The organism is Allorhizobium sonneratiae (assembly GCF_023700755.1).
Classification (GTDB): domain Bacteria; phylum Pseudomonadota; class Alphaproteobacteria; order Rhizobiales; family Rhizobiaceae; genus Allorhizobium; species Allorhizobium sonneratiae.
In genome coordinates, this window is sequence record NZ_JAMKOJ010000002.1 from 347,248 (window position 1) to 370,207 (window position 22,960).

Consider the following 22,960-nt stretch of genomic DNA (forward strand, 5'->3'; position numbering starts at 1 on the left):
TGAACACTGCGTTCGCATTCCCGCTCTTTGGGCTGACCATTCTCCGATTATATTCAGGAAAACTGTTTCAGCTCGAAAGGAGCTTCCCATGTCCATTCGCCCCGTCAAGCACGAAAGCCGCGCCATGCCGACCATGGAGGGTGCGGGCGTGAAACTGCATCGCGTCTTTGGCTTCGGCGATCCGTCGATGACCGATCCCTTCCTGATGATGGATGATTTCCGCAACGACAATCCCTCCGATTATCTGCGCGGTTTTCCCTGGCATCCGCATCGCGGCATCGAAACCATCACCTATGTTCTGGCCGGAACGGTGGAGCACGGCGATAGCCTCGGCAATCAGGGCCTGCTTGGCGCCGGTGACATCCAGTGGATGACGGCCGGGCGCGGTATCATGCATCAGGAAATGCCCAAGGGTGATTTTTCCGGCAAGATGCACGGTTTCCAGCTCTGGGCCAACCTGCCCTCTTCCCTGAAAATGACCGCACCGCGCTATCAGGACATCAAATCCGCCGATATTCCGGTGGTGATTGATGACGACGGCACGGCTGTGCGGGTGATCAGCGGCGATTTCTGGGGCAAGAGCGGCCCGGTGGACGGCATTGCCGCCGAGCCGGTCTATCTCGATATTTCGGTGCCACCGGGCAAGCGCAAGACCATTCCGGTCGATACCTACCGCTCGGCCTTCGCCTATATTTTCGCCGGTTCCGGCACCTTCCGCGATGCCTCGAAACCCTTTGGCGTCAGGGTGGAAAAGGAGTTTCAGGGCGAGGAACTGAATATCCGCGATCTCTCCGGCAACCGCACGCTGGTGGTGTTCGACACCGGCGACGAAATCACCGTGCAGGCCGGGGATGACGGCATCCGCTTTCTTCTGGTCTCCGGCAAGCCGATCCGCGAGCCGGTCGCCTGGCACGGGCCGATCGTGATGAACACCCGCGAAGAGCTCATGCAGGCCATGCGCGAATTGCAGAACGGCACCTTCATCCGCCCGGCGGACGCCTGAATCGAGAGCATCGGCCGAAAAGTGGGAACCGGTTTTCAGGAAAACCCGGTTCAGAAACAAAGCCTTACAGCATCGCGCCGATTCCGTTTTTCGGCACGATGCTCTATCGCTGCAACTCCGGCCACAGCCCGTGAAAATGATGCAGCGGGCCGTGGCCATGACCGACGGAGAGCCGATCAGCGGCGGCAATCGCGCCGCTGATCCAGGTTTTCGCTATCCTGACGGCACGCTCAAGTGTCTCCCCCTTGGCCAGTTCGGCAGCGATGGCACTGGAGAGCGAACACCCTGTGCCATGGGTGTTTGCGGTTGGATACCGCCGCCCTTCCAGCCAGAGCCTGTTATCCTCCCACAGCAACAGGTCGGGGGCTTCCGCGTCCGGCAGATGGCCGCCCTTCAACAGAACAGCCTTCACACCAAAGCCCAGAAGCGCCTTTGCCTGCGCTTCCATGGCGGCGCGGCTTACGGCCTCTGTCACACCAAGAAGCGCTGCCGCCTCGGGCAGGTTGGGAGTGATCACGTGCGCCAGCGGAAAGATATGCTCGATCAGCGCCTTGACCGTCTGCTGGCCGGCAAGCGATGCGCCGCCTTTGGCGACCATCACCGTATCCAATACGATGGGCAGGGTCTGCCGCCGCAAGAGCCCCCCCACGGTTTCGGCCGTGGCTGCTGATCCGATCATGCCGATTTTCACCGCATCGACGCGGATATCGGCAAAAACAGCCTCGATCTGCTGACGCACCAGATCAGGCTCGATCAGACGGACGGCGCTGACGCCTTGCGTGTTCTGTACCGTCAACGCCGTAATCGCTGCCATGCCATAGGTATGCCGTGCAGCAAAACTCTTGAGATCAGCCTGAATCCCGGCACCGCCCGACGGGTCGGAGCCTGCAACCGATAAAACATTGGCAATAGCGGCACGAGCCGTTATGCTGACCGTCTCAGTCATGACCTTTTCCCTCTGCCTCGTTTTTGATGGCTTACCTTCTTCTGGTCATGCAAAACCGGAAATGCGGAACTTTTGCTGCATTTGCTCATTTTGCCCATGATAGCAATCATGAACAAGACGGAGTTCAATACGGCATGACATCTTCTATCGATAACGGGCTGCCAGAGATCGATGTTTCCCGTCACGCCCTGTTTCTCGATATTGACGGCACGCTGATCGATCTTGCCGAGACACCGGAAGCGATCATCGTGCCCGACGGCCTGCCGGATATGCTCGCGGCCCTGTCGCAACGTCTGGATGGCGCGCTGGCGCTGGTGACAGGCCGCGCGCTCGATTACGCCGATACACTGTTTGCCCCACATCGCTTTCCGCTGGCCGGCCTGCATGGAACCGAACGGCGCGGCGGCGACGGGGTCATCACCCGGCACGACCCGAGTACGTCCTTTCTGGCGGTGAAGGAAGACCTGCCAAAGCTTTCGCAAGCCTATCCCGGTGTGCTGGTGGAAGACAAAGGGGCGGCGATTGCTGTGCATTTTCGCCAGGCCCCCGATTGCGCCGGAGTTCTCGAAACGGCCATGCGTGATGCGCTGGCGGCGGCAGGCCCCGGTTACGCTCTGCAACGGGGCAAGATGGTGATGGAAATTCGCCCGGACAGCGCCGACAAGGGACGGGCGGTGGCCGCCTTTCTCGATGAAACCCCGTTTAAGGGCCGTATTCCGATAACATTTGGCGATGATGTCACCGACGAAGCCATGTTTGAACTTGCCAATGACCGAGACGGGTTTTCAGTCAAAATTGGCGGCAATGGCGAGCCGACATTTGCCAGATATGGTCTGAAACGTCCCACAGACATGCGGGCTTTCATCCGCAGGATCGCAGAATCATGACGCGGGATTTGAGAAAACCATCTTTCTCCCTGCCGAGACCATAGCGGCAGGCATTCCTCGGTTCACCGAGGAATGCCTGCTTGAAGCGTTTATAACGGATCATGAAAGGGGATATCCATGAGCCGACTTGTCGTCGTTTCCAACCGGGTTCCGGTTCCAGACACCTCGAAAAAAGCACCCGCAGGCGGGCTTGCCGTGGCGCTGAAAGCCGCGCTCGACGAGCGCGGTGGCATCTGGATGGGCTGGTCCGGCCAGTCGAGCGGCGAAGACGAGCCGGGCGAGTTGAAGATCAACGAGGATGGCAAGATCACCTATGCGCTGACCGATCTGACCGATCGTGACGTCGATGAATATTACCACGGCTTCGCCAACAGAGTGCTCTGGCCGATCTGCCATTACCGGCTCGATCTTGCTGATTACGGCCGCAAGGAAATGACCGGTTATTTCCGGGTGAACCGCTTCTTCGCCAGCCGTCTTCAGCCGCTTCTCAAACCGGATGACATCATCTGGGTGCATGATTATCACCTCATTCCGCTTGCCTCCGAGCTGAGACGCATGGGAGTGAAGAACCGCATCGGCTTTTTCCTGCATATCCCCCTGCCGCCTGCCGATGTGCTGTTTGCCATGCCGGTTCACGAGGAGATCCTCAGAAACCTGGCTGAATACGATCTGGTCGGTTTCCAGACAGACCATGATCTGGCCAATTTTGCCGGTGCGCTGGTGCGTGAGGGGCTGGGCGAAAAACTGGACGACAACACGCTTTCCTCCTTCGGTCGGCAATTCCGGGCCGGACACTATCCCATCGGCATCGAGACCGCCGCTTTTGCCGCCTATGCCCGTCGTGCCGTTCAGAATGCCCTGGTGAGAAAGGCAGCCGAGAGCCTTGAAGGCCGGGAGCTGATCATCGGCGTCGACCGGCTGGATTATTCCAAAGGCATCACCCAGCGCCTCGATGCCTATGAACAATTCATCAACGCCAATCCCCATCGTCAGGGCAATGTGTCCTATCTGCAGGTGACGCCGAAATCCCGCTCGGACGTGCCGGAATATGAGGCCATGCAGCGCATGGTGGCTGAACAGGCGGGCCGGGTCAACGGAGCGCTCGGAACCGTGGACTGGGTGCCGATCCGCTATATCAACCGTTCGGTGGCGCGTCCGGTTCTGGCCGGACTTTACCGTATCGCACGGGTCGGCCTCGTAACACCGCTGCGTGACGGGATGAATCTGGTTGCAAAAGAATATGTTGCCGCCCAGAACCCCGAAGATCCGGGCGTGCTTATTCTCTCACGCTTTGCCGGTGCGGCGCGCGAACTGACCGGCGCGCTGCTGGTCAATCCCTATGATGTGGAAGGCACGGCGCAGGCCATCGAACAGGCCCTTGCCATGCCGCTGGAAGAGCGGCGCAACCGCTGGCGGCAGATGATGGATTATCTGCTGGTCAACGATGTCATGCACTGGTGCGAGGATTTTCTCGACGATCTGATCAATCTATCGCCGGGGCACCCTCATTCGACCGGGGTGACACACGAACCAATCCAATAAGAATACCCGGACAGAAAGCATCGGAAAAGCACGCAAGGGCGAGCAGATGTCTCTCCTCGCCCTGGTTATCTCAGGAATATCACGCTGCTTTGGCGACGTGATATTCCTTGATGGCCACCATCTTGATTGCCGGATAGCGTTCCGCCTCATAACGAAGCGAAAAAGCATCCTGCGCCATGAAGACAGGATCGCCGTCGAGATCGCGGCAGAGATTGCCACGCTGGACGGTGACGAATTTCTCCAGATCCTCCGGCTTGTCGGCGGAAATCCAGCGGCAGACAGAAAAGCGCGACATTTCAAACGAGACCGGCAGGCCATATTCAGCCGACAACCGCTCCTTCAACACATCGAGCTGCAGCGCGCCAACGACGCCGACAATGGCGGGCGAGCCGTCTTCCGGCTGGAAAAGCTGGACGACGCCCTCTTCGGCCATCTGCTGCAGGGCTTCTTTCAGCTTTTTTGCTTTCATCGCATCTTCAAGCCGAACGCGGCGGAGAATTTCCGGCGAGAAATTCGGCACGCCCTGAAACACCAGCGCCTCGCCTTCCGTCAGCGTGTCACCAATGCGCAAGGTGCCGTGATTGGGAATGCCGACGACATCGCCAGCAAAGGCGGTATCGGCAAGCTGGCGTTGCGAGGCAAAGAAGAATTGCGGCGCTGTCAAGCCCATCTGCTTGCCGGTGCGGGCAAGGCGCACCTTCATGCCGCGCTCCAGCTTGCCGGAGCAGATGCGGGCAAAGGCGATGCGGTCGCGGTGATTGGGGTCCATATTCGCCTGGATCTTGAAGACGAAGGCGGTCATCTTTTCTTCCGCCGCATGAACCTTACGGCTATCGGCCACCTGATCGCGTGGCGGCGGCGCAAAGGCGCCAAGCGCATTGATCAGATCGCGCACACCGAAATTTCTCAGCGCCGAGCCGAAAAATACCGGTGTCAGATGGCCTTCGAGAAAGGCCTGCCGGTCGAAGGGGCGGCAGGCTTCACGCGCCAGTTCCAGCTCGTCGATAAAGGCGGCGCGCTCGTTTTCCGGCAGATGATCGGCCACGCTTTGCGGTCCGTTGACCGGCAGGCCTTCCACCTGGGTATCGCTGCCACGAAACGTGTTCTCAGCCAGATTGTAGGAGCCGCAGAAGGTCTTGGAACGACCGACCGGCCAGGTAATAGGGGCTGTGTCGAGCGCCAGCTTTTCCTCGACCTCGTCGAGGATCTCGAAAATATCCCGGCTTTCGCGGTCCATCTTGTTGACGAAGGTGATGATCGGAATGTCGCGCATGCGGCAGACTTCAAACAGCTTCAGCGTGCGCGGCTCGATGCCCTTGGCGGCGTCGATGACCATGACGGCGGCATCGACGGCGGTCAGCGTGCGATAGGTGTCGTCGGCGAAATCCTCGTGACCGGGCGTGTCGAGAATATTGAAGACCTTGTCGTCATATTCGAAGGTCATCACCGAGGTGACGACGGAAATGCCGCGTTCACGCTCGATCTTCATCCAGTCGGACCGCGTCTGGATGCGGTCCTTTTTCGCCTTGACCTCACCGGCCAGCTGAATGGCGCCGCCGAACAGCAGCAGTTTTTCCGTCAGCGTGGTTTTACCGGCATCCGGGTGAGCGATAATAGCAAAGGTGCGGCGGCGGGAGACCGCCTCTGCGAGCGTTTCGGCCATGATGTAAATCCTGTGAATTGCCGGTCTCATAGCGGCTTACGGGCAAAAGTGCAATTGACCCGCACGGATCAGGCCCGGATGATGGACCCATGACCCTGATGCAAAACCAGATGCGGCCGCAGCTTGGCCTTCTTCGTCTCCCCCATGCCGAGGGGCTGGACCTGCCATCCTATGAAACCGCGGGCGCTGCCGGCATGGATCTGCGCGCCGCCGTTGGCGCGGATGATCCGCTCACGCTCAAACCCGGTCAGCGGGCGCTGGTGCCGACCGGGCTGATCATGGAAATCCCTGAGGGCTTTGAAGCGCAGATCCGTCCGCGCTCCGGCCTTGCCTTCAAGCACGGCATCACCTGCCTCAATACGCCCGGCACCATCGACAGCGATTATCGCGGTGAGGTGAAGGTGCTGCTGATCAATCTGGGCGAGGCGGATTTCACCATCACCCGCGCCATGCGCATCGCCCAGATGGTGATTGCCCCGGTGACGCAGGTCAGCCTTGTCGAGATCACGCAATTGAGCGAAACCTTGCGCGGTGCGGGCGGCTTCGGCTCGACCGGCACGGCTTGATGATGAAGCAAGACCTGATTTTTCGGCAGGATTATTTTGCCGATCCTGCTGCTTTTCATGCACTTGTCGATCTGCTTCGGGATATTTTCGGCATCGATATTGGTTTACTCCGTCAGTTTGGCGGCCCCGATCCAACGTCAATGCCGTTTGGATATTTCGATGCGTCCGGCCAGTTGATCGGCAATTTTACCGCTTTTTCCATGCCCTTGATAGTCAATGGCCGGATCGTTAACGCTGCCGGCTATCAATCCGGTGCAGTGCGCCCCGACTATCGCGGTCGCGGGCTCTATCGTGAATTGATGCTCAAGGCTTTCGAATGGGCTGAACAATCAGGGTTTGAAGCGGGAATTCTGCTCACGGACAAACCCGACCTTTACAGGCGCTACGGCTTTGTTGCTGTTCAGCAGCACCGATTCAAAGGTGATATTCCAAGAACGAAAGGCGTAGTGGCCAGTCGGGCGATCAACCTGAGCAACAAGGATGATGTTATCGTTTTGCAATGGTTGCTCGCCAACCGCAAGCCGGTATCGAACCGGTTCTCCGTTCTCAGGCAGACGGAACTTTTTCTGCTCAATTGCTGTTTCGATCCGTCCGTTACCATAAGTCTGATTGAAAATATGCAAGCTGTGATCGCTTGGAAAGCACAAGACAATGGCAGGCTTCAGATTCTTGATATTGTCGCCACAGCCATTCCCGATATGGCCACCCTTGTGCAGGCGATCATGCCGCAATGCCGTCAGATTGAAACCTGTTTCCCGCCTGACGCATTGGACTGGAAAGCTGAACCTTTTCCCTATAAGGGACATTGCGTTCTCATGGTTTCAGGCAGCCTTCAAGGTACTCTGAGCGGCGATATCAGTCTATCTCCCATGGCTGAGTTTTAGACACTTTTAATCTGCTGCATAATTTTCTCCTTAAATCTCACCCGATTTAAGGAATGATGCAGTAGAGCTTGGCTTCAGGAAAAGTGGAACCGGTTTTCGCTCCGGATATGCGTTAAAATAAAGATGAGAACATATTCGCATGTAATGCAGAAGATAGTGCAATGCGGATGACATCTGGTGACGTCAGTTCTTCTGCCCCTTATCCGTCCATGATGGCGGCGCTCCAACGACATTGCCGATGAAACCGCTGATGCCGGAGGCGCGACCATAGGCATCGCAGGCGGCATTTTTTGGCGCACCGCCGAGTTTTGACTGAACCTTCTGCCATGAGGGCAGTGTCAGATCGACAGCGGGGCTTTTCCGCCCCTTCATGAGCAGATCGGCAAAATCACCGGCAAAGCTGCCAGCCAGCGCGTAAGCATCCCCCACGTCAGAAATCCGCGGACTGTTCGTCACCGAATTTGCCCCGCGCGACCAGATTATAGCTGCCCGCTGGACGCCAGAGCCGTCTATCGCCTCCGCTTCAACGGCAAGCCCGCCAAGACCGATCGGCAGCCGCGGCACACCGACCGGCAGAACTGCCGAGGTGCCGAGCGTTGCCACCTTCGACACCCCGGCCGCAACCTTGCCGGTCGGCACCACGTCGGTGATCATTGACCGCACGGTGAGATCGGCATGGCCCCCTGGCATCACCACCTGATATTGATCGCTAAGATCGATGCACAGCGCACGATCGAGCGCATTGGACAGCAGCATCGCATTTCTTGGCTCCTTGACGGCTTGCGACGCGCGCGGCGACAGTTTCGCCGGCTCAATGGCGATTGTCCGTACTTTTTCCAGCGCTGGACCATCGACAAACAGACGCTGTTTTTCATACCGGCCTTCTGTAGGGCCAAGATGGCTGTATGACGTCAAAAAACCCGATTGCGTCAAAGGCACGGAACTGCATCCGGCAACGACACCTCCCAGAAGCAATAGAGAGAGGCTGCGACCGGAAAAAACAGCTTTTACCTGCCCGCGAAAACTTTGACGGCAGGAACCAGAAAATCCACCCATTCGAACAGGCCCTTTTGTCTGCGACATATGCGCTGAGGCGGCAGACATGGCACTGTCACCCGCACATTCCTGACCATTCTTGCCCCAATGGGATCGCATCCTGAGGAATTGAAAACGACCGCCCCAAAGATGATTATTGATCATAATCACCCATGTCGGAAGCATTGAGGCTTTTTCACGGCAAAATGAACAAAAACAAAAAACGTCACTTTTGTTGTGAGTGACGTTGCCGCCCAGACAGAAAGGTGTGCGGAGGTCTGTAATCAGAGGCAATCGAGACCGGCATCACCGCTGCGCCGTCATCACCATTTTCACTGCAAGACCGGCCAGCACAGTGCCCATGAACCAGCGCTGCACCACCATCCAGAAGGGGCGACCTGCCAGAAACAGCGCGATCGATCCTGCGCAAAGAGCGATCAAGCCGTTAACGGTGACGCTGATGGCGATCTGTGTCAAACCGAGCAGGACGGATTGCAACAGAACACTGCCTCGTGCCGGATCGATGAACTGCGGCAGGAGCGACAGATAGAGAACAGCGACCTTGGGATTGAGCAGGCTGGTCATCAGCCCCATCATCAACAGACGGCGCGGGCTGTCCTTCGGCAGGTCGCGCACCTGAAAGGGAGAGCGTCCACCCGGCTTCACCGCCTGCCAGGCCATATAGATCAGATAGGCGGCCCCGGCCAGTTTCAGCGCGTCATAGGCAAAGGGAATGGCCAGCAGCAGCACCGTAATTCCCAGCGCCGACATCAGCATATAGACCAGAAAGCCCATGGCCACGCCGCACAAAGAAACCAGTCCGGCCAGCGGCCCCTGACAGATGGAGCGGGAAATCAGATAAATCATGTTCGGACCAGGGGTCAGAACCATGCCGAAACAGATGAGCGCAAAGGCAAGAAGGGAAGCAGAGGACGGCATGCATTTTCTCCAACAGATGCATGCAACTATCACGTCTATGCATCTGCGCAAATGTATTTCATGACCATTGCAAGTTTGGCACCGGCGGTTTAGCTATCGGTGATAAACCGGAGATGTTGGCCATGACTCTACCCCTGTTCCTTGCCTATTGCGGTGCGTTGTTCGTGGCCGCTGCCATTCCCGGTCCCGGCATGACGGCGATTGTGGCGCGGGCCTTGGGTTCCGGTTTTCGGCCCACCTTCTTCATGGGACTCGGCCTCATTCTCGGCGACCTCACCTATCTGACGGCGGTGATCATGGGCCTTGCCTGGCTTGCGCAGAGTTTTCCCGCACCCTTCCTCGTGATCAAATATGCAGGTACGCTTTATCTCGTATATATTGCCTGGAAATTGTGGACGGCAGGCCTCTTGCCGCAGGACATCGAGGCGAAAAAATCCACCGGAACGAGCTTTTCAGCCTTTCTCTCGGGCCTTCTGGTCACGCTCGGCAATCCAAAGACCATGCTGTTTTACGTGGCGCTGGCCCCGACCATCATTCCGCTGGAAACGATTGGGATGAGGGACTATGCGCTTCTGGTCGGCGGTACCTTCATCACACTGATGAGCGTCCTTCTGCCTTATATCCTCCTGGCCACACGGGCACGGGCGCTGCTGAAACGCCCTGATGCGCTCAAATGGCTGAACCGCAGCGCCGCCAGCATTCTGGCCGGGACGGCAGCATGGATTGCCACCCGCGCAGCATGAAACAAATATTTGCGAAAACCGGCTTTTCCGTCGGTTTTTTCTTCGTTTGCGCCTGCTGGTGGTGAAAGGGTTCTGGTTTTGCCTACGGCTTCGCCTTATCTTCTAAGTCTATCTGGCTTGAGGGAGAGACATCATGGCGGAAACGAAAAAACCTGGTCGCGGTCGCGTCTATGCGTCGATCACCGAAACCATCGGCGATACACCCATCGTGCGGCTGGACAAGCTGGCAAAGGAAAAGGGCGTCAAAGCCAATCTTCTGGCCAAGCTCGAATTTTTCAATCCGATTGCCTCGGTCAAGGACCGTATCGGCGTCGCCATGATCGAAAGCCTTGAAGCGCAAGGTAAAATCACACCCGGCAAGACGACGCTGATCGAGCCGACCTCCGGCAATACCGGCATTGCGCTGGCCTTTGCCGCCGCCGCCAAGGGCTACAGGCTCATTCTCACCATGCCGGAAACCATGTCGATCGAGCGGCGCAAGATGCTGGCGCTGCTTGGTGCCGAACTGGTGCTGACGGAGGGGCCCAAGGGCATGAAGGGCGCCATTGCCAAAGCCGAGGAACTGGCCGCAACCCACCCCGACGCGATCATTCCGCAGCAGTTTGAAAATCCCGCCAACCCCGAAATCCATCGCAAGACCACAGCGGAAGAAATCTGGAACGATACCGACGGCGCTGTCGATATTTTCGTTTCCGGCATCGGCACCGGCGGCACGATCACCGGTACGGGTCAGGTGCTGAAGGCGAAAAAGCCCTCGGTCAAGGTCATCGCTGTCGAGCCATCCGCCAGCCCGGTCCTGTCCGGCGGCGCTCCCGGCCCGCATAAGATCCAGGGCATCGGCGCGGGCTTTGCCCCGAAAATTCTCGATACCGGCATCTATGATGAAGTCGTCACGGTTTCCAATGAAGAAGCCTTCGACACCGCGCGTCTGGTTGCCCGGCTGGAAGGCGTCCCCGTCGGTATTTCCTCAGGTGCTGCCCTGTCAGCAGCCATCAAGATCGGGGCGCGGGATGAAAATGCTGGCAAAACCATAGTTGTCATCATCCCCTCTTTTGCCGAACGCTATCTTTCAACCGCACTTTTTGACGGTCTTGCTGATTGAAGCAAAGGCTGAAAAGATCGTCGCTGCCGCGGTGCCGGCTTAAAGCGCGTTGCGGCTTATCTGCCTCAATCAACGTGCTTTAAGCGTTTGTTTTGTCGCATGTCCGTTATCCTTTTGTAGGGGACAATAAAACCAGACAAGCTTGAGATCATTGTCCCGGCAAAAGTTCGTGGCGGTTTTCCGTCCGGAAATGCGTCAGAACAAAGCATTGGAAAGCAGTTCAGTGTTTCACAGAAATGCTGAAACCCTTTAGTTCAACGAGACTGTCACTGTCACAGCATGGGCCAAGCAAGGCCGTAATGCGGTTTTGCGACAGTGACAGTCATTATAACAACGTTATGAGAGGCCTTGATGTCTTGCATTCACATCGGAGCCTTTCTCATATGCTTCAATCATTGCATCCTTAAATCGATTACAAATCAAAAAACTATGCAGTAGAAATGAGGATGCCTCGCAAACTGCCAAAGCATTTTGCCGAGAATGCTTTGGGAGAGCACGACATGAAGCAGCAGCGTTTTTATGATCGGCTGCCATCCTTTATCGCAGCCGATCAGGCACTGTCACCCGCTCTCACCGCGCTAACCTATGGCGTTTCCATTCTGATTTTTCTGTTCAGCCTGGCCTTACGCTTCTGGCTGGACAATTATCTGAGTGGCACATTTCCCTATGTGACGTTTTTTCCCGTGGTTGTGGTCGTGGCTTTCGTCTTTGGTATACCACAAGGAGCGTTGGTCGCCCTTCTGGGCGGGCTTGCTTCATGGTATTTTTTCATTCCACCCTATTTCAGTTTTCATATATCGCTCAGCACCGCCATCGCCATGGCACTCTATTGTTTTGTCGTTATCACCGACATTGGACTGACCGCCTTGATGATGCGGGCCTATCGGGCCGAAAAGGCCGCACGACGAACGATGCAGCATCTTGCCGCGCATCAGGAAGTCATGGCGCAAGAGCTGGATCATCGATTAAAAAACGTCTTCGCCACCATCAATGCCATTATCGGCCTGTCGCAACGCCATACGAGCGATGCCGCAATGCTGGCCTCGTCCCTGCGGGAGAGGATCAATGCCATGGCACGCTCCAATCTTCTGCTTCGTGGTCTGCGCATGGGGGAAGAAACCCTGTTGAACGTCGTCGTCCAGACGGCGCTGGAACCCTTTGGTGTGCGCGAGACCCATCGTCTTGGAATAAGCGGTCCGCCGCTTCCCGTCAGTGGACAGGCGACACTCATTCTCAGCCTCGTTCTGCATGAACTGGGCACCAATGCGGCAAAATATGGGGCGCTTTCGGTTGACGGCGGAAGGATAGAAATCGTCTGGACGGAGACAAAGGCGTCAGACGCTGAAAACAGACCTATGCTGCATCTGCACTGGCGAGAAAGCGGCGGCCCTGCCCCTTCCACCACAGGGAAAGAAAAGACCGGGTTCGGATCGACACTGGTCAAACGGGTCATTGCCGCCATCCATGGCGAAGCGCATTTTACCTTTGCGCAAAGCGGCTTTAGCGCCGATATCCTGATACCGATGGAGGCAATTCTGCCCCAGGCCACGACAGACAATCGACCGCTGCCATTGTAGAACTACAGCGCCGTGCGCCATATATGGCGCACGGCGCTGTAACACTTTTAATCTGCTGCATAATTTTCACCTTAAATCGATTCCGATTTAAGGAATTATGCAGCAGCCACACATCAGTGTCAGGCTATGCCGCAGCCGTCATGCGTTCGGAGGGAATGCGGTAGGAAATCGCCTCAGCCAGATGAATGCGTCCCAGCCCATCGGACCCATCGAGATCGGCCAGTGTGCGCGCCACCTTCAGCACGCGATGATAGGCACGGGCGGAAAACTTGAATTTCTCCGCTGCGTCACGCAAAAGCTGCAAACCGGCAGCATCGGGCGCGGCCAGTTTTTCAATCAGCGCGGTCGAACAGCGGGCATTGACGGCAATGTCCGGCACCCCGGCTGCGGCAAAGCGGGCCATCTGCCGCTCGCGGGCCGCCGCCACCCGGCGGGCGACATCGGCGCTTTTTTCCGCCGCCATCGGCTTGATCAGATCCATGGCCGAAACAGCAGGTACATCGATGCGGATATCGATACGGTCGAGTAGCGGGCCGGAAATGCGCGCCTGATAATCGGCAGCGCAGCGAATGCCACGCGCACAGGTGTGACCCGGCTCACCGGCCATGCCGCAGCGGCAGGGATTCATCGCCGCAATCAGCTGGAACTTCGCCGGATAGGCGACGCGGTGATTGGCGCGGGCAATGATGCATTCGCCATTTTCCAGCGGCTGGCGCAACGCATCGAGTACCTGTGGCGAAAATTCCGGCAATTCGTCGAGAAACAGCACGCCGTGATGGGCAAGCGAGGCCTCACCCGGCCGGGCGCGCAGGCCACCACCCACCAGCGCCGCCATGGTGGCGGAATGATGCGGCGTGCGAAACGGGCGGCGATCAGAGAGCTTGCCACCGGACAATTGCCCGGCAATGGAATGGATCATCGACACTTCCAGCAATTCCTGCGCCGAAAGCACCGGCAGGATCGAGGGAAGGCGCGCCGCCAGCATGGATTTCCCCGATCCAGGCGGACCTGACATCAGGAGATTATGTCCGCCTGCCGCTGCCACCTCCAGCGCCCGCTTGGCGCTTTCCTGACCGCGGATATCGGCAAGGTCCGGCAGATTGCCGGGCAGCATCCGGCTTGCTGCACGCGGGCGGCTCAAAACCTGGGTACCACGAAAATGATTGGCGAGCGCAATCAGGCTCATCGGCGCGAGAATATCGACCTCGTCGCCTGCCCAGACCGCTTCCGGTCCGCTATCGGCTGGGCAGATCAGGCCTTTGCCCTGGGCGTTGGCGGCCATGGCCGCCGGCAACGCGCCGGCAACAGCAGCAATCGTGCCATCGAGATTAAGCTCACCGATCACCACATAATCGGTGAGGGCATCGGCTGGAATGGCGCCGAGCGCCGCCATCAAGCCAAGAGCAATGGCGAGATCGAAATGCGAGCCTTCCTTCGGCAGATCGGCGGGCGCAAGATTGATTGTGACCTTTTTCGGCGGCAGGGCGAGACCGGATGCATGGAGAGCGGCCTGCACCCTTTCACGGCTTTCAGCCACTGCCTTGTCCGGCAGGCCAACGATCTGCATACCGATCTTGCCGGGCGCGACCATGACCTGAACATCGACCGGAACCCCCTCGATCCCCTGAAAAGCCACCGTCGCCACCCGCGCAACCATGCACAACCCCTAAAATATATCGTCACCCCTATGAAGCCATTGATGGCATGAAACAGGTAGTAAAACAAGAACAGGAAATGAACAAACTGCCAAAAATCCCACCATAGGGTTGCATCAGGTTGTCTTTCAGGAACAAATCATGTCCCACACCAAGGCCATGTCATGCGTTTGCAGGCATGGAATATCGGTCAATCCGGGGGCCCCTTTTCTCCGGCTGATGGAAATGTTGTGAGCTTGATGATTGTGCTTCACCTTGGAGGCCAATAGAGCTATGAGAAACATAATAATTTCGTCCGATGATCCGATCCGCAGGAGCAACCCATGACCTTTGCAAATCTTCCGCCGCTCGTGACCGTTTTCGGGGGTTCCGGTTTTGTCGGTAGGCATGTGGTCAGGGCCTTGGCCAAGCGTGGTTACCGTGTGCGTGTCGCCGTGCGCCGTCCCGATCTTGCCGGCTTCGTCCTGCCGCTTGGCAATGTCGGGCAGGTCTCCCTGGCACAGGCCAATCTGCGCTATCGCGACAGCGTGGTGAAGGCCGTCGAAGGCGCATCCTATGTCGTCAATTGTGTCGGCATCCTGTTTGAAGCGGGCCGCAACCGGTTTGACGCCGTTCAGGATTTTGGCGCGCGCGCCGTTGCCGAAGCGGCGGCTGCCGCCGGTGCGAAACTCGTTCACCTCTCCGCCATTGGTGCCGATCCGGCCTCGCCTTCGGCCTATGCCGCCAGCAAGGGCCGGGGTGAAGACGCCATCCGCAAAGTGATCGCCGATGCCGTTATCCTGCGTCCCTCGGTCGTCTTCGGCCCGGAAGACAATTTCTTCAACAAGTTTGCCGCCATGTCGCGCACCGCTCCCTTCCTGCCGTTGATCGGCGGCGGAAAAACCCGGCTGCAGCCGGTTTTCGTTGGCGATGTCGCTGAGGCCGTAGCCAAGGCTGTTGATGGCGAGATTGCTGCCGGTATCTACGAGCTTGGCGGTCCGGAAGTGATGAGCCTGCGTCAATGTCTTGAGGAAATGCTGCGTATCGTCGATCGCCAGCGTCCTTTCCTGTCTTTGTCCTTCAGCCTTGCCTCCACCATCGGCTCCATCGCCTCGGCCATCCCGCTGATTACCCCGCCGCTCACCGCCGATCAGGTCACGCTGCTGAAAAGCGACAATGTCGTCTCGGACGCGGCAAAAAAAGAAGGCCGCACATTGGAAGGCATGGGCATCCGTCCGACGGCTGCAACAGCCGTTCTGCCGTCTTATCTCGTGCATTTCCGCCCGCACGGCCAATATAGCCGCTCCGGCAAGGCTGCCTGACTGGCTCTGCTTTCCCCTTACGGCATCATGTATTTCAACGAATGCATGATGCCGTAACACATTGTTTTCACACAAGTGCTGACGTAAAAACCGGCCATCCACTTTCGCCGGAGTTTCTTCCAGTCTGCGGCATGGACAGGCACGTTTCGCGTTTCGTCCAGAGATCTTTATCGGCGCAATACTGTCTCGCAGTTGCACAAAGGACGCAGCATTGAATTTATTTTGTTAACGCGAGATTCAGCCCATTCCGCTATTGATGTTGGCAGGGCTCCTCGCGTAAACACCAGTCATCGTAGAGATTCCTGCGTTTCTCATTCCCACGCCTTTCATATTTGAGGTCATACGCTTCATGGGCAAGTCTATCGCACTGTTTTTCGCGTGTGCGGCATTGGTTGTCATCGCCGGTTCTTTCATGGCACCGTCCACAGTCGCCGCCAAAAAGGGCAACTGCTCCCCCGCCTATGGCGTCGATCCTTGCAGCATTACCGGGTCAATCGCCCCTGCTGCTCAAAAGTGAGCAATGTCCGGCCATACGGTCGGATTATTATCCTCACAGCGGGCATACCCGTCTCGCCTGTCACACCAATCCGATCAGTCCGGCTGACCCTACAGCAATGCGCCACCATCCAAACAGCGCATAGCCTTGGCGTGCAACAAAAGCCATAAGACCGCGGACCACGACGAGCGCGGACAAAAACGCTGCGACAAAGCCGATGGCAATCAACATCATATCCTCGGACCGGATCACGCCGCTATTCTTGTAAAGATCAAGCGCAAAAGCGCCCATCATGGTTGGAAGCGCCAGAAAAAAGGAAAATTCCGCCGCCGACCGCTTATCGGCGCCCATCAGCATGGCGCCGACAATGGTTGCGCCGGAGCGGGACGTGCCAGGGATCATCGCCAGACATTGAATGAAGCCGATGTTCAGGGACAAGGACAACGGATAAGCCATGGCATTATCATAACGCGGTCGTTTCACCATCCGGTCCACCAGGATCAGCACTATGCCGCCGACAATCAGCATGGCGCAGATCAGAACCGGGGTCTCGAACAGAACGCTCTTGATGAACCCATGTGCCAAAGCCCCGATCAGGGCCGCTGGCATAAAGGCGATGAGTACACTTGCAACAAAGTGACGGCTTTCACGCCGTTCGGGCACTGACAGTACCAATTGAAACAGTTTTCGCCCATAGACCGCGACCAGTGCCAGAATCGCACCAAGCTGGATCAGCACGGCAAAACTGTTGCCGGGTGAGTGGAATCCAAGAAACTGGCCCGCAAGCAGCACATGCGCCGTGGAAGAAACGGGGAGAAATTCCGTCAACCCCTCAATCAACCCCAGCAAAAGAGCGGTGAGGATAGAGCTATCGTGCATGAACATCCCTTCTGGCCGTTGTTCAATAAAAGGGTCTGGGCGTTGGAGTTCCAAAAAATCGGTTCCAACTTCCCCTGAAAAACCACCAGATCTTTCAAGGAAACGTGGAAACCGGTTTTCCCCATCAGGCGAAAGCTACTGCCTAATTCCTTAAATCGGAATCGATCTGATACTCTAGGGTCAAAACTCAATCAGGATGGTTGTTCTGCAAGGCGTATTTTGTGTCTGAGTAGAAGGAAAGGTGCAGGAAATGCTCCCCATTTTCAAACCTTTCCGACGCCCGCAGGCACAAAATACGCCTTGCCCGAAGGGTTGAACGGGATGGGCCGCCTGATTGCGAACAATGCTCGACAAGGCCAACCGGCCTTGTCGAGCATTGTTCGCTGCCATACAATCCCATCCCGTTCAACAGAACAACCATCCTGATTGAGTTTTGACCCTAGTGGTCTGATCGTAACATTTGCTACCGATTGCTGCACCGTTGAGTGCCAATGTTACGATCATAAAGACCACTCGCTATCTGTATGTTCCTAGTGGATTTTTAAGAATTTGACATGTGATCTCAGAGGGTGCCGCAAATGGGTATCAAATGTCAAATTCAATCCACGAGAGTTTGTTGACGCATCGGATTCTACCGAAAACCGGCTCCCACTTTTCGGTCGATGCTCTATGATGGCAGATTGCAAAACAGTCAGGCTGTGAATTGGCTCGAAAAGGTCAGGTGACAACAGCTGCGCTTTGACTGTATGACAAACGCAAATCTTTTCACACCCTCACCGGTCTGGCATAGGCCAGCCATGGATTGCCGGTTAACCAGCTTTTCCGAAAATGGCCATGATTTTTGGAGAAATCCTGTTAAAAAACACATTTTAGCCGCTTTTCATTTGCCATTCAGCCGAGACTTGCGTGTGACGCCGCCCAACTGGATTCTGACCCCGAAATGCCCACACTTTATCATCACCCCATGTCGACGACCTCCCGTTTCGTGCGGCTTATTCTGGCTGAATACGGGTTTCAGGTGGATCTGGTCGAAGAACAGACCTGGGAAAAGCGTCGGGAATTCCTGACGCTCAATCCGGCTGGCACGCTTCCGGTCTATGTCGATGACAATATGCGTTCGCTCTGTGGTGCAACGGTCATCGCCGAATTTTTCGATGAAACCCATGGCGTGTTGAAGCGCGACCGTCGGCTTCTGGCTGAAGATCCGTTCCAGCGGGCGGAAATCCGCCGGCTGATCGACTGGTTCCTGCAGAAGATGGAGCAGGATGTGACCCGGCCCCTGGCACGTGAACGGGTGTTCAAGCTGCAAATTCCAAATGGTCTTGGCGGCGGCGCTCCCGATTCCAAGGTTCTGCGCACAGCGCGTGGCAATATTCGCCAGCATATGAAATACTTAAGCTGGCTGGCCGGATCGCGCGCATGGCTGGCCGGCGACCGGCTGAGCTATGGCGACCTGGCGGCTGGCGCGTCCGTCTCCGTGCTCGATTATCTCGGCGAGATCGAGTGGTCGGAATTTCCCGTTGCCAAGGACTGGTATCAGCGGCTGAAATCGCGCCCGTCCTTCCGCCCGCTTCTGGCTGAACGGGTGCGAGGGCTGGCCCCGGTTTCCCACTACGCCGATCTGGATTTTTAGGCGGAGCGATGCCGCAGAGCGACGACAAAAAGGCGGCAGAGCGACGAAGAAAGCAGACGGCATTTTTGCGCCGTGAGGCAGCTGACAAAGGCTTTGATCTTTGCCGCATCACCGGGCCGGACAGCATTCCGCATGCGCCTGCACGGCTTGGCGAATTTCTCGACGCCGGACGCCATGGCAGCATGGACTGGATGGCGGAAACCCGCGACAGACGCGCAGATCCGACAATCTTATGGCCACAGGTACGCTCCATCGTTCTCTTCGGCATGAATTATGGTCCGGACAGCGACCCGCGCGCGCTTCAGGCTGAGAAAAGCAAGGCTGCGATTTCGGTTTATGCCCGCAACCGCGACTATCACGATGTGATCAAGGGCAGGCTGAAGGAAATCGCCACCCGCTTTGCCGCCGCAAGCGGCGAGGATGTCAAGGTCTTTGTCGACACCGCACCGGTGATGGAAAAGCCGCTGGCTGCAGCAGCCGGTCTGGGCTGGCAGGGCAAGCACACCAATCTCGTCAGCCGCGATTTCGGCTCCTGGCTGTTTCTCGGCAGCCTGTTCACCACCGCCGATCTGGAAAAGGACGCGGCAGAGCGCGACCATTGCGGCTCCTGTCGCGCCTGTCTCGACGCCTGTCCGACCAAGGCCTTTCCCGCGCCCTACCAACTCGATGCGCGACTTTGCATTTCCTATCTGACCATTGAGCACAAGGGCATGATTGACCGCAACTTGCGCCCCGCCTTTGGCAACCGCATCTATGGCTGCGACGATTGTCTGGCAGCGTGTCCGTGGAACAAGTTTGCCAGAACAGCGCATGAAACCAAGCTTGTCGCCCGTGCCGATCTCATCGCGCCCGATATCGCTTTTTTCCTAACCCTTGACGATCCGGACTTTCGCCAGCATTTCAGCGGCTCGCCGGTCAAGCGCATCGGGCGGAACCGCTTTGTCCGCAACGTGTTGATTGCCGCAGGCAATTCCGGAGATCGCGGGCTTGTTCCCGCCTGTCTGGCGCTTTTGGATGACGCAAGCCCGGATGTGCGGGCCATGGCGGTCTGGGCATTGTCCCGCTTGATGTCACGGCCAGAATTTGAAAATCTGGCCGCCGGCAGAGACAAGGACCCGGATGCACAGGTTCAAGACGAATGGCAGGAAGGCAGGAGACTGTAATGCGCCTTGTGATTTTCGGCGCCGGCTATTCCGGCAAGGCCATCGGGCAAAGCTTTGCGGAAAACGGCTTCGTTGTGCATGGCACCACGCGGTCGCCGGACAAGGCCGATGGTTTGCTGTCTCATCATATCACCCCTCTTGTCTTTGATGGGACAAGGTTCGATGATGACACTTTAAATGCATTGTCGCACGCGACCCATCTCGTTCAATCGATTGCCCCGGGTGCGGACGGCGACCCGGTTTTACGCCTGAGCCGGGGCGATCTTAAAGCCCTGATGCCGAAGCTTGTCTGGACTGCCTATCTGTCCACCGTCGGGGTCTATGGTGATCACGGTGGAGACTGGGTGAATGAGGAAGCACCTCTTAAACCCGTTTCCAAACGTTCAAAAGAACGGGTCGAGGCGGAAGAAGGCTGGATCGCCGCCGCCCGCAGCGCAGGCGTGCCGCTCGCCATTCTCCGGCTCTCCGGCATTTACGGGCCGGGCCGCAACGCCTTTGTCAATCTCGCACAGGGAACGGCGCGGCGCCTGATCAAAGCAGAACAGGTGTTCAATCGCATTCGGGTCGAGGATATTGCCGCCGCAAGCCTGTTTCTTGCAAAACGAAAGGCAGACGGAATTTTCAACGTCACCGATCACGAACCCGCTCCGCCACAGGATGTGGTGACGGAGGCAGCCCGCCTGATGGGCATTGAACCGCCGCCCGAACAGGCTTTTGAAACAGCCGATCTCAGTCCCATGGCGCGCTCGTTTTATGGCGAGAACAAACGGGTCGCAAACGCGCGAATCCGGTCAATGGGTTTTGCCTTTGCCTATCCGGACTTTCGCGTATCGCTTGCAGATCTCTGGGTATCAGGCCGCTGGAAATCGGCACAACACTGAACGATCATTCCACCATATGGGCAAAAGTCGCCTTTATTTTTTCGTCTCTGCCGCTAATTTTTCTCATATAGGGCAGGATTTATGGCGGACTTTTTCAAGCTGTCGCAATATTTTTTCGTGATTGATCTATTGCGCAATTTGCGCAATTTTTTTCCTCTTTTTCGCTGATTTTAAACAGATTTTTTAAAAGGTTATCATTTCGTAAATCCCTCATCAACATCACGAATATATCTTAATGTAACATTCCGTGATGCCATTTGGCACTATTTTGCCACTTTTTGCCCAGTTTAAGCCTCCCCACGCAAAAAACGTCTACGAAAATGCAAAGGGAAGTGAAAACTTGGCGAAGACCTCTCGTACTGGCATTGTGGTTGCAGTCCTGTCCGGCCTTCTGGCATTTGCCCCCCTCCCCGTTATGGCCTCTGCTTCGAACTGCGGCGGCGCATCATGGTATAACGACTATACCCGCACGGCCTCTGGTGAACGCATGAACCCGACCAAACTCACGGCGGCGCATAAATATCTCCCCTTCGGCTCGAAGGTGCGTGTCACCAACCGGCGCAATGGCAAAACCGTGGTGGTGCGGATCAATGACCGCGGCCCCTTCATCAAGGGCCGGGTACTGGACCTTTCCAAGGCCGCCGCAGCCGACCTTGGCATGATCGCCAGCGGCACGGCCAGCGTCTGCTACGAGCAGGTCGGTTGAACGCCCCTTGCTCTCGACACGCTTCACCGCTACCAACGCGGCTCTGACGGATAACCTTGGAGACACGATATGCGATTGGGCGGACGGCTGAGCGGCGCGATTGAGGTGCTGGGCGACATTGAGGCCCGGCGTAGGCCCGTCGCTGACGCATTGAAGGACTGGGGGCTGTCCCATCGTTTCGCCGGCTCCGGCGACCGGGCCGCCATCGGCAACATCGTCTATGACGCGCTGAGGATGAAACTCTCCCACGCCTATCTGATGGATGATGACAGCCCGGCCGCTCTTGCCCATGCCGTACTCTTTCGCCAGTGGGGCTATAGTGCTGAAAGCCTTGCAACCGCCCTTGAGGGCGACACCCATGCGCCTGCCGCCCTCGGTGCTGATCGTCTTGCCGCCTTTGCCACCCGCAATCTTGGCGAGGCAGATCTGTATATTCAAGGCGATATTCCCGACTGGATCGCTTCGGACTTTGCCGCCCTCTTCGCTGACGACTGGCTGCGTGAAGCGCAGGCGCTGGCTGCCCGCCCCAGCCTTGATCTGAGGGTCAACACACTGAAGGCGGATCGGGACAAGGCGCTGAAAGCGCTGGCGCGCTCCGGCGCGAAAGCCTCGCCGGTGTCACCGCTTGGCCTGCGCATCGAGCCAGGCGAAGGCCCATCGCGGCTTCCGAATGTGACCGCCGAGCTTTCCTTCCAGAAGGGCTGGTTCGAGGTGCAGGACGAGGGCTCGCAGATTGTGGCGGCGCTGGTCGAACCGAAAGAAGGCGAGCAGGTTCTCGATTTTTGCGCTGGCGGCGGCGGCAAGACACTGGCCATGGCAGCGGCCATGAAAAACCGGGGTCAGGTGCATGCCTATGACGCCGACCGCAAACGTCTTGCGCCGATCATCGAAAGGTTGAAGCGGGCGGGAACGCATAATTTCCAGGTGCATGACAGCATTGCGGCCCTGGCAGGTCTGAAAGGCCGGTTCGACAAGGTGATGGTCGATGCGCCCTGCACCGGCACCGGCACCTGGCGACGCCGCCCCGACACAAAATGGCGGCTGAATGAGCGCAATCTGCAGGAACGGGTGGAACAGCAGCGCGAGGCGCTTGCCGAAGCCGCCAACTATGTGCGCCCCGGCGGCGAACTGGCCTATGTCACCTGCTCGCTGCTGCCGCAGGAAAACAGCCACCAGATCGAGACCTTTCTCAAGGATCACCCCGATTTCTCCGCTATCCCGGTTCTCGATCGATGGACGGCGCTGTTTGGTGAGACGAAAGCGAAACCGGCTGCGGTCAACGGCCATGGCCTGACGCTCAGCCCGCATGCTACAGATACGGACGGATTTTTCTTCTGCCGCCTGAAGAGAGGCTGACTG

21 protein-coding genes are annotated in these 22,960 nt (G+C 57.4%); 15 read left to right on the forward strand and 6 right to left on the reverse strand.

Features of this window, described 5'->3' with window-relative positions; all coding sequences use genetic code 11:
- Window positions 1-88: 88 nt before the first annotated feature.
- Window positions 89-1,003, forward strand: coding sequence for a pirin family protein (locus NAC44_RS04600; protein WP_250938264.1), 915 nt, complete (start codon window positions 89-91; stop codon window positions 1,001-1,003).
- Window positions 1,004-1,106: 103 nt separating this feature from the next.
- On the opposite strand, the gene thiD is transcribed toward NAC44_RS04600, so the two are convergent.
- Window positions 1,107-1,949, reverse strand: a complete 843-nt coding sequence (gene thiD / locus NAC44_RS04605) for a bifunctional hydroxymethylpyrimidine kinase/phosphomethylpyrimidine kinase (RefSeq protein WP_250938266.1) — start codon at window positions 1,947-1,949, stop codon at window positions 1,107-1,109.
- Between the two features lie 134 nt (window positions 1,950-2,083).
- On the opposite strand from thiD, the gene otsB reads away from it, so the two are divergent.
- Both otsB and otsA read left to right on the forward strand, forming a co-directional pair.
- Complete coding sequence (otsB, locus tag NAC44_RS04610; protein ID WP_250938268.1) at window positions 2,084-2,836, forward strand: trehalose-phosphatase; 753 nt, start codon at window positions 2,084-2,086, stop codon at window positions 2,834-2,836.
- 117 nt (window positions 2,837-2,953) lie between these two features.
- Complete coding sequence (gene otsA, locus NAC44_RS04615; protein WP_250938269.1) at window positions 2,954-4,378, forward strand: alpha,alpha-trehalose-phosphate synthase (UDP-forming); 1,425 nt, start codon at window positions 2,954-2,956, stop codon at window positions 4,376-4,378.
- Between the two features lie 79 nt (window positions 4,379-4,457).
- Here the strand turns inward: otsA and NAC44_RS04620 are convergent, their stop codons facing one another.
- A complete protein-coding gene (locus NAC44_RS04620; protein ID WP_250938279.1) occupies window positions 4,458-6,041 on the reverse strand; it encodes a peptide chain release factor 3 in 1,584 nt (527 codons plus the stop codon).
- An 89-nt stretch (window positions 6,042-6,130) separates the two neighbouring features.
- Here NAC44_RS04620 and dut point away from each other — a divergent pair, with 89 nt between their 5' ends.
- Complete coding sequence (gene dut / locus NAC44_RS04625; RefSeq protein ID WP_250938281.1) at window positions 6,131-6,607, forward strand: dUTP diphosphatase; 477 nt, start codon at window positions 6,131-6,133, stop codon at window positions 6,605-6,607.
- Complete coding sequence (locus NAC44_RS04630) at window positions 6,607-7,491, forward strand: GNAT family N-acetyltransferase (RefSeq protein WP_250938283.1); 885 nt, start codon at window positions 6,607-6,609, stop codon at window positions 7,489-7,491. Before dut ends, NAC44_RS04630 begins: the two co-directional genes overlap by 1 nt.
- Before the next feature lie 183 nt (window positions 7,492-7,674).
- Here NAC44_RS04630 and NAC44_RS04635 read toward each other — a convergent pair whose 3' ends face one another.
- Both NAC44_RS04635 and NAC44_RS04640 read right to left on the reverse strand, forming a co-directional pair.
- The gene (locus NAC44_RS04635; protein WP_250938285.1) at window positions 7,675-8,547 is read right to left on the reverse strand and encodes a DUF3313 domain-containing protein; all 873 of its coding nucleotides are present in this window, start codon (window positions 8,545-8,547) and stop codon (window positions 7,675-7,677) included.
- A gap of 285 nt (window positions 8,548-8,832) precedes the next feature.
- On the reverse strand, window positions 8,833-9,465 hold the full coding sequence (locus NAC44_RS04640; RefSeq protein ID WP_250938287.1) for a LysE family translocator: 633 nt from the start codon (window positions 9,463-9,465) through the stop codon (window positions 8,833-8,835).
- Between the two features lie 122 nt (window positions 9,466-9,587).
- Here NAC44_RS04640 and NAC44_RS04645 point away from each other — a divergent pair, with 122 nt between their 5' ends.
- From NAC44_RS04645 to NAC44_RS04655, 3 genes are all read left to right on the forward strand, one after another.
- Window positions 9,588-10,208, forward strand: a complete 621-nt coding sequence (locus NAC44_RS04645; protein ID WP_250938289.1) for a LysE family translocator — start codon at window positions 9,588-9,590, stop codon at window positions 10,206-10,208.
- A gap of 133 nt (window positions 10,209-10,341) precedes the next feature.
- Window positions 10,342-11,310, forward strand: coding sequence for a cysteine synthase A (cysK, locus tag NAC44_RS04650; RefSeq protein ID WP_250938290.1), 969 nt, complete (start codon window positions 10,342-10,344; stop codon window positions 11,308-11,310).
- A 500-nt stretch (window positions 11,311-11,810) separates the two neighbouring features.
- Window positions 11,811-12,887, forward strand: coding sequence for a DUF4118 domain-containing protein (locus tag NAC44_RS04655; protein ID WP_250938292.1), 1,077 nt, complete (start codon window positions 11,811-11,813; stop codon window positions 12,885-12,887).
- 124 nt (window positions 12,888-13,011) lie between these two features.
- Here NAC44_RS04655 and NAC44_RS04660 read toward each other — a convergent pair whose 3' ends face one another.
- Window positions 13,012-14,544, reverse strand: a complete 1,533-nt coding sequence (locus NAC44_RS04660; protein ID WP_250938294.1) for a YifB family Mg chelatase-like AAA ATPase — start codon at window positions 14,542-14,544, stop codon at window positions 13,012-13,014.
- Between the two features lie 321 nt (window positions 14,545-14,865).
- Here NAC44_RS04660 and NAC44_RS04665 point away from each other — a divergent pair, with 321 nt between their 5' ends.
- Entirely contained in the window at window positions 14,866-15,843 is a 978-nt protein-coding gene (locus tag NAC44_RS04665) for a complex I NDUFA9 subunit family protein (RefSeq protein WP_250938296.1), read from the forward strand.
- A 349-nt stretch (window positions 15,844-16,192) separates the two neighbouring features.
- A complete protein-coding gene (locus NAC44_RS04670; RefSeq protein ID WP_250938306.1) occupies window positions 16,193-16,360 on the forward strand; it encodes a hypothetical protein in 168 nt (55 codons plus the stop codon).
- A 60-nt stretch (window positions 16,361-16,420) separates the two neighbouring features.
- Here the strand turns inward: NAC44_RS04670 and NAC44_RS04675 are convergent, their stop codons facing one another.
- A complete protein-coding gene (locus NAC44_RS04675) occupies window positions 16,421-17,218 on the reverse strand; it encodes an undecaprenyl-diphosphate phosphatase (protein WP_250938308.1) in 798 nt (265 codons plus the stop codon).
- Window positions 17,219-18,158: 940 nt separating this feature from the next.
- Between NAC44_RS04675 and NAC44_RS04680 the strand changes: the two genes are divergently transcribed.
- The 5 genes from NAC44_RS04680 to NAC44_RS04700 all read left to right on the forward strand — a co-directional run bounded on the left by NAC44_RS04680 (window position 18,159) and on the right by NAC44_RS04700 (window position 22,957).
- Entirely contained in the window at window positions 18,159-18,851 is a 693-nt protein-coding gene (locus NAC44_RS04680; RefSeq protein WP_250938310.1) for a glutathione S-transferase family protein, read from the forward strand.
- An 8-nt stretch (window positions 18,852-18,859) separates the two neighbouring features.
- Complete coding sequence (gene queG / locus NAC44_RS04685; RefSeq protein WP_250938312.1) at window positions 18,860-20,014, forward strand: tRNA epoxyqueuosine(34) reductase QueG; 1,155 nt, start codon at window positions 18,860-18,862, stop codon at window positions 20,012-20,014.
- Window positions 20,014-20,895, forward strand: a complete 882-nt coding sequence (locus NAC44_RS04690; RefSeq protein WP_250938314.1) for an SDR family oxidoreductase — start codon at window positions 20,014-20,016, stop codon at window positions 20,893-20,895. Before queG ends, NAC44_RS04690 begins: the two co-directional genes overlap by 1 nt.
- 340 nt (window positions 20,896-21,235) lie before the next feature.
- Window positions 21,236-21,601, forward strand: coding sequence for a septal ring lytic transglycosylase RlpA family protein (locus NAC44_RS04695; protein WP_250938316.1), 366 nt, complete (start codon window positions 21,236-21,238; stop codon window positions 21,599-21,601).
- 69 nt (window positions 21,602-21,670) lie between these two features.
- The gene (locus tag NAC44_RS04700; protein ID WP_250938317.1) at window positions 21,671-22,957 is read left to right on the forward strand and encodes an RsmB/NOP family class I SAM-dependent RNA methyltransferase; all 1,287 of its coding nucleotides are present in this window, start codon (window positions 21,671-21,673) and stop codon (window positions 22,955-22,957) included.
- Window positions 22,958-22,960: the final 3 nt, after the last annotated feature.

Coding starts and splice junctions, on each gene's coding strand:
- NAC44_RS04600 (WP_250938264.1), top strand. CDS start 89: ATGTCCATTCGCCCCGTCAAGCACGAAAGCCGCGCCATGCCGACCATG.
- thiD (WP_250938266.1), bottom strand. CDS start 1,949: ATGACTGAGACGGTCAGCATAACGGCTCGTGCCGCTATTGCCAATGTT.
- otsB (WP_250938268.1), top strand. CDS start 2,084: ATGACATCTTCTATCGATAACGGGCTGCCAGAGATCGATGTTTCCCGT.
- otsA (WP_250938269.1), top strand. CDS start 2,954: ATGAGCCGACTTGTCGTCGTTTCCAACCGGGTTCCGGTTCCAGACACC.
- NAC44_RS04620 (WP_250938279.1), bottom strand. CDS start 6,041: ATGGCCGAAACGCTCGCAGAGGCGGTCTCCCGCCGCCGCACCTTTGCT.
- dut (WP_250938281.1), top strand. CDS start 6,131: ATGACCCTGATGCAAAACCAGATGCGGCCGCAGCTTGGCCTTCTTCGT.
- NAC44_RS04630 (WP_250938283.1), top strand. CDS start 6,607: ATGATGAAGCAAGACCTGATTTTTCGGCAGGATTATTTTGCCGATCCT.
- NAC44_RS04635 (WP_250938285.1), bottom strand. CDS start 8,547: ATGGGTGGATTTTCTGGTTCCTGCCGTCAAAGTTTTCGCGGGCAGGTA.
- NAC44_RS04640 (WP_250938287.1), bottom strand. CDS start 9,465: ATGCCGTCCTCTGCTTCCCTTCTTGCCTTTGCGCTCATCTGTTTCGGC.
- NAC44_RS04645 (WP_250938289.1), top strand. CDS start 9,588: ATGACTCTACCCCTGTTCCTTGCCTATTGCGGTGCGTTGTTCGTGGCC.
- cysK (WP_250938290.1), top strand. CDS start 10,342: ATGGCGGAAACGAAAAAACCTGGTCGCGGTCGCGTCTATGCGTCGATC.
- NAC44_RS04655 (WP_250938292.1), top strand. CDS start 11,811: ATGAAGCAGCAGCGTTTTTATGATCGGCTGCCATCCTTTATCGCAGCC.
- NAC44_RS04660 (WP_250938294.1), bottom strand. CDS start 14,544: ATGGTTGCGCGGGTGGCGACGGTGGCTTTTCAGGGGATCGAGGGGGTT.
- NAC44_RS04665 (WP_250938296.1), top strand. CDS start 14,866: ATGACCTTTGCAAATCTTCCGCCGCTCGTGACCGTTTTCGGGGGTTCC.
- NAC44_RS04670 (WP_250938306.1), top strand. CDS start 16,193: ATGGGCAAGTCTATCGCACTGTTTTTCGCGTGTGCGGCATTGGTTGTC.
- NAC44_RS04675 (WP_250938308.1), bottom strand. CDS start 17,218: ATGCACGATAGCTCTATCCTCACCGCTCTTTTGCTGGGGTTGATTGAG.
- NAC44_RS04680 (WP_250938310.1), top strand. CDS start 18,159: ATGCCCACACTTTATCATCACCCCATGTCGACGACCTCCCGTTTCGTG.
- queG (WP_250938312.1), top strand. CDS start 18,860: ATGCCGCAGAGCGACGACAAAAAGGCGGCAGAGCGACGAAGAAAGCAG.
- NAC44_RS04690 (WP_250938314.1), top strand. CDS start 20,014: ATGCGCCTTGTGATTTTCGGCGCCGGCTATTCCGGCAAGGCCATCGGG.
- NAC44_RS04700 (WP_250938317.1), top strand. CDS start 21,671: ATGCGATTGGGCGGACGGCTGAGCGGCGCGATTGAGGTGCTGGGCGAC.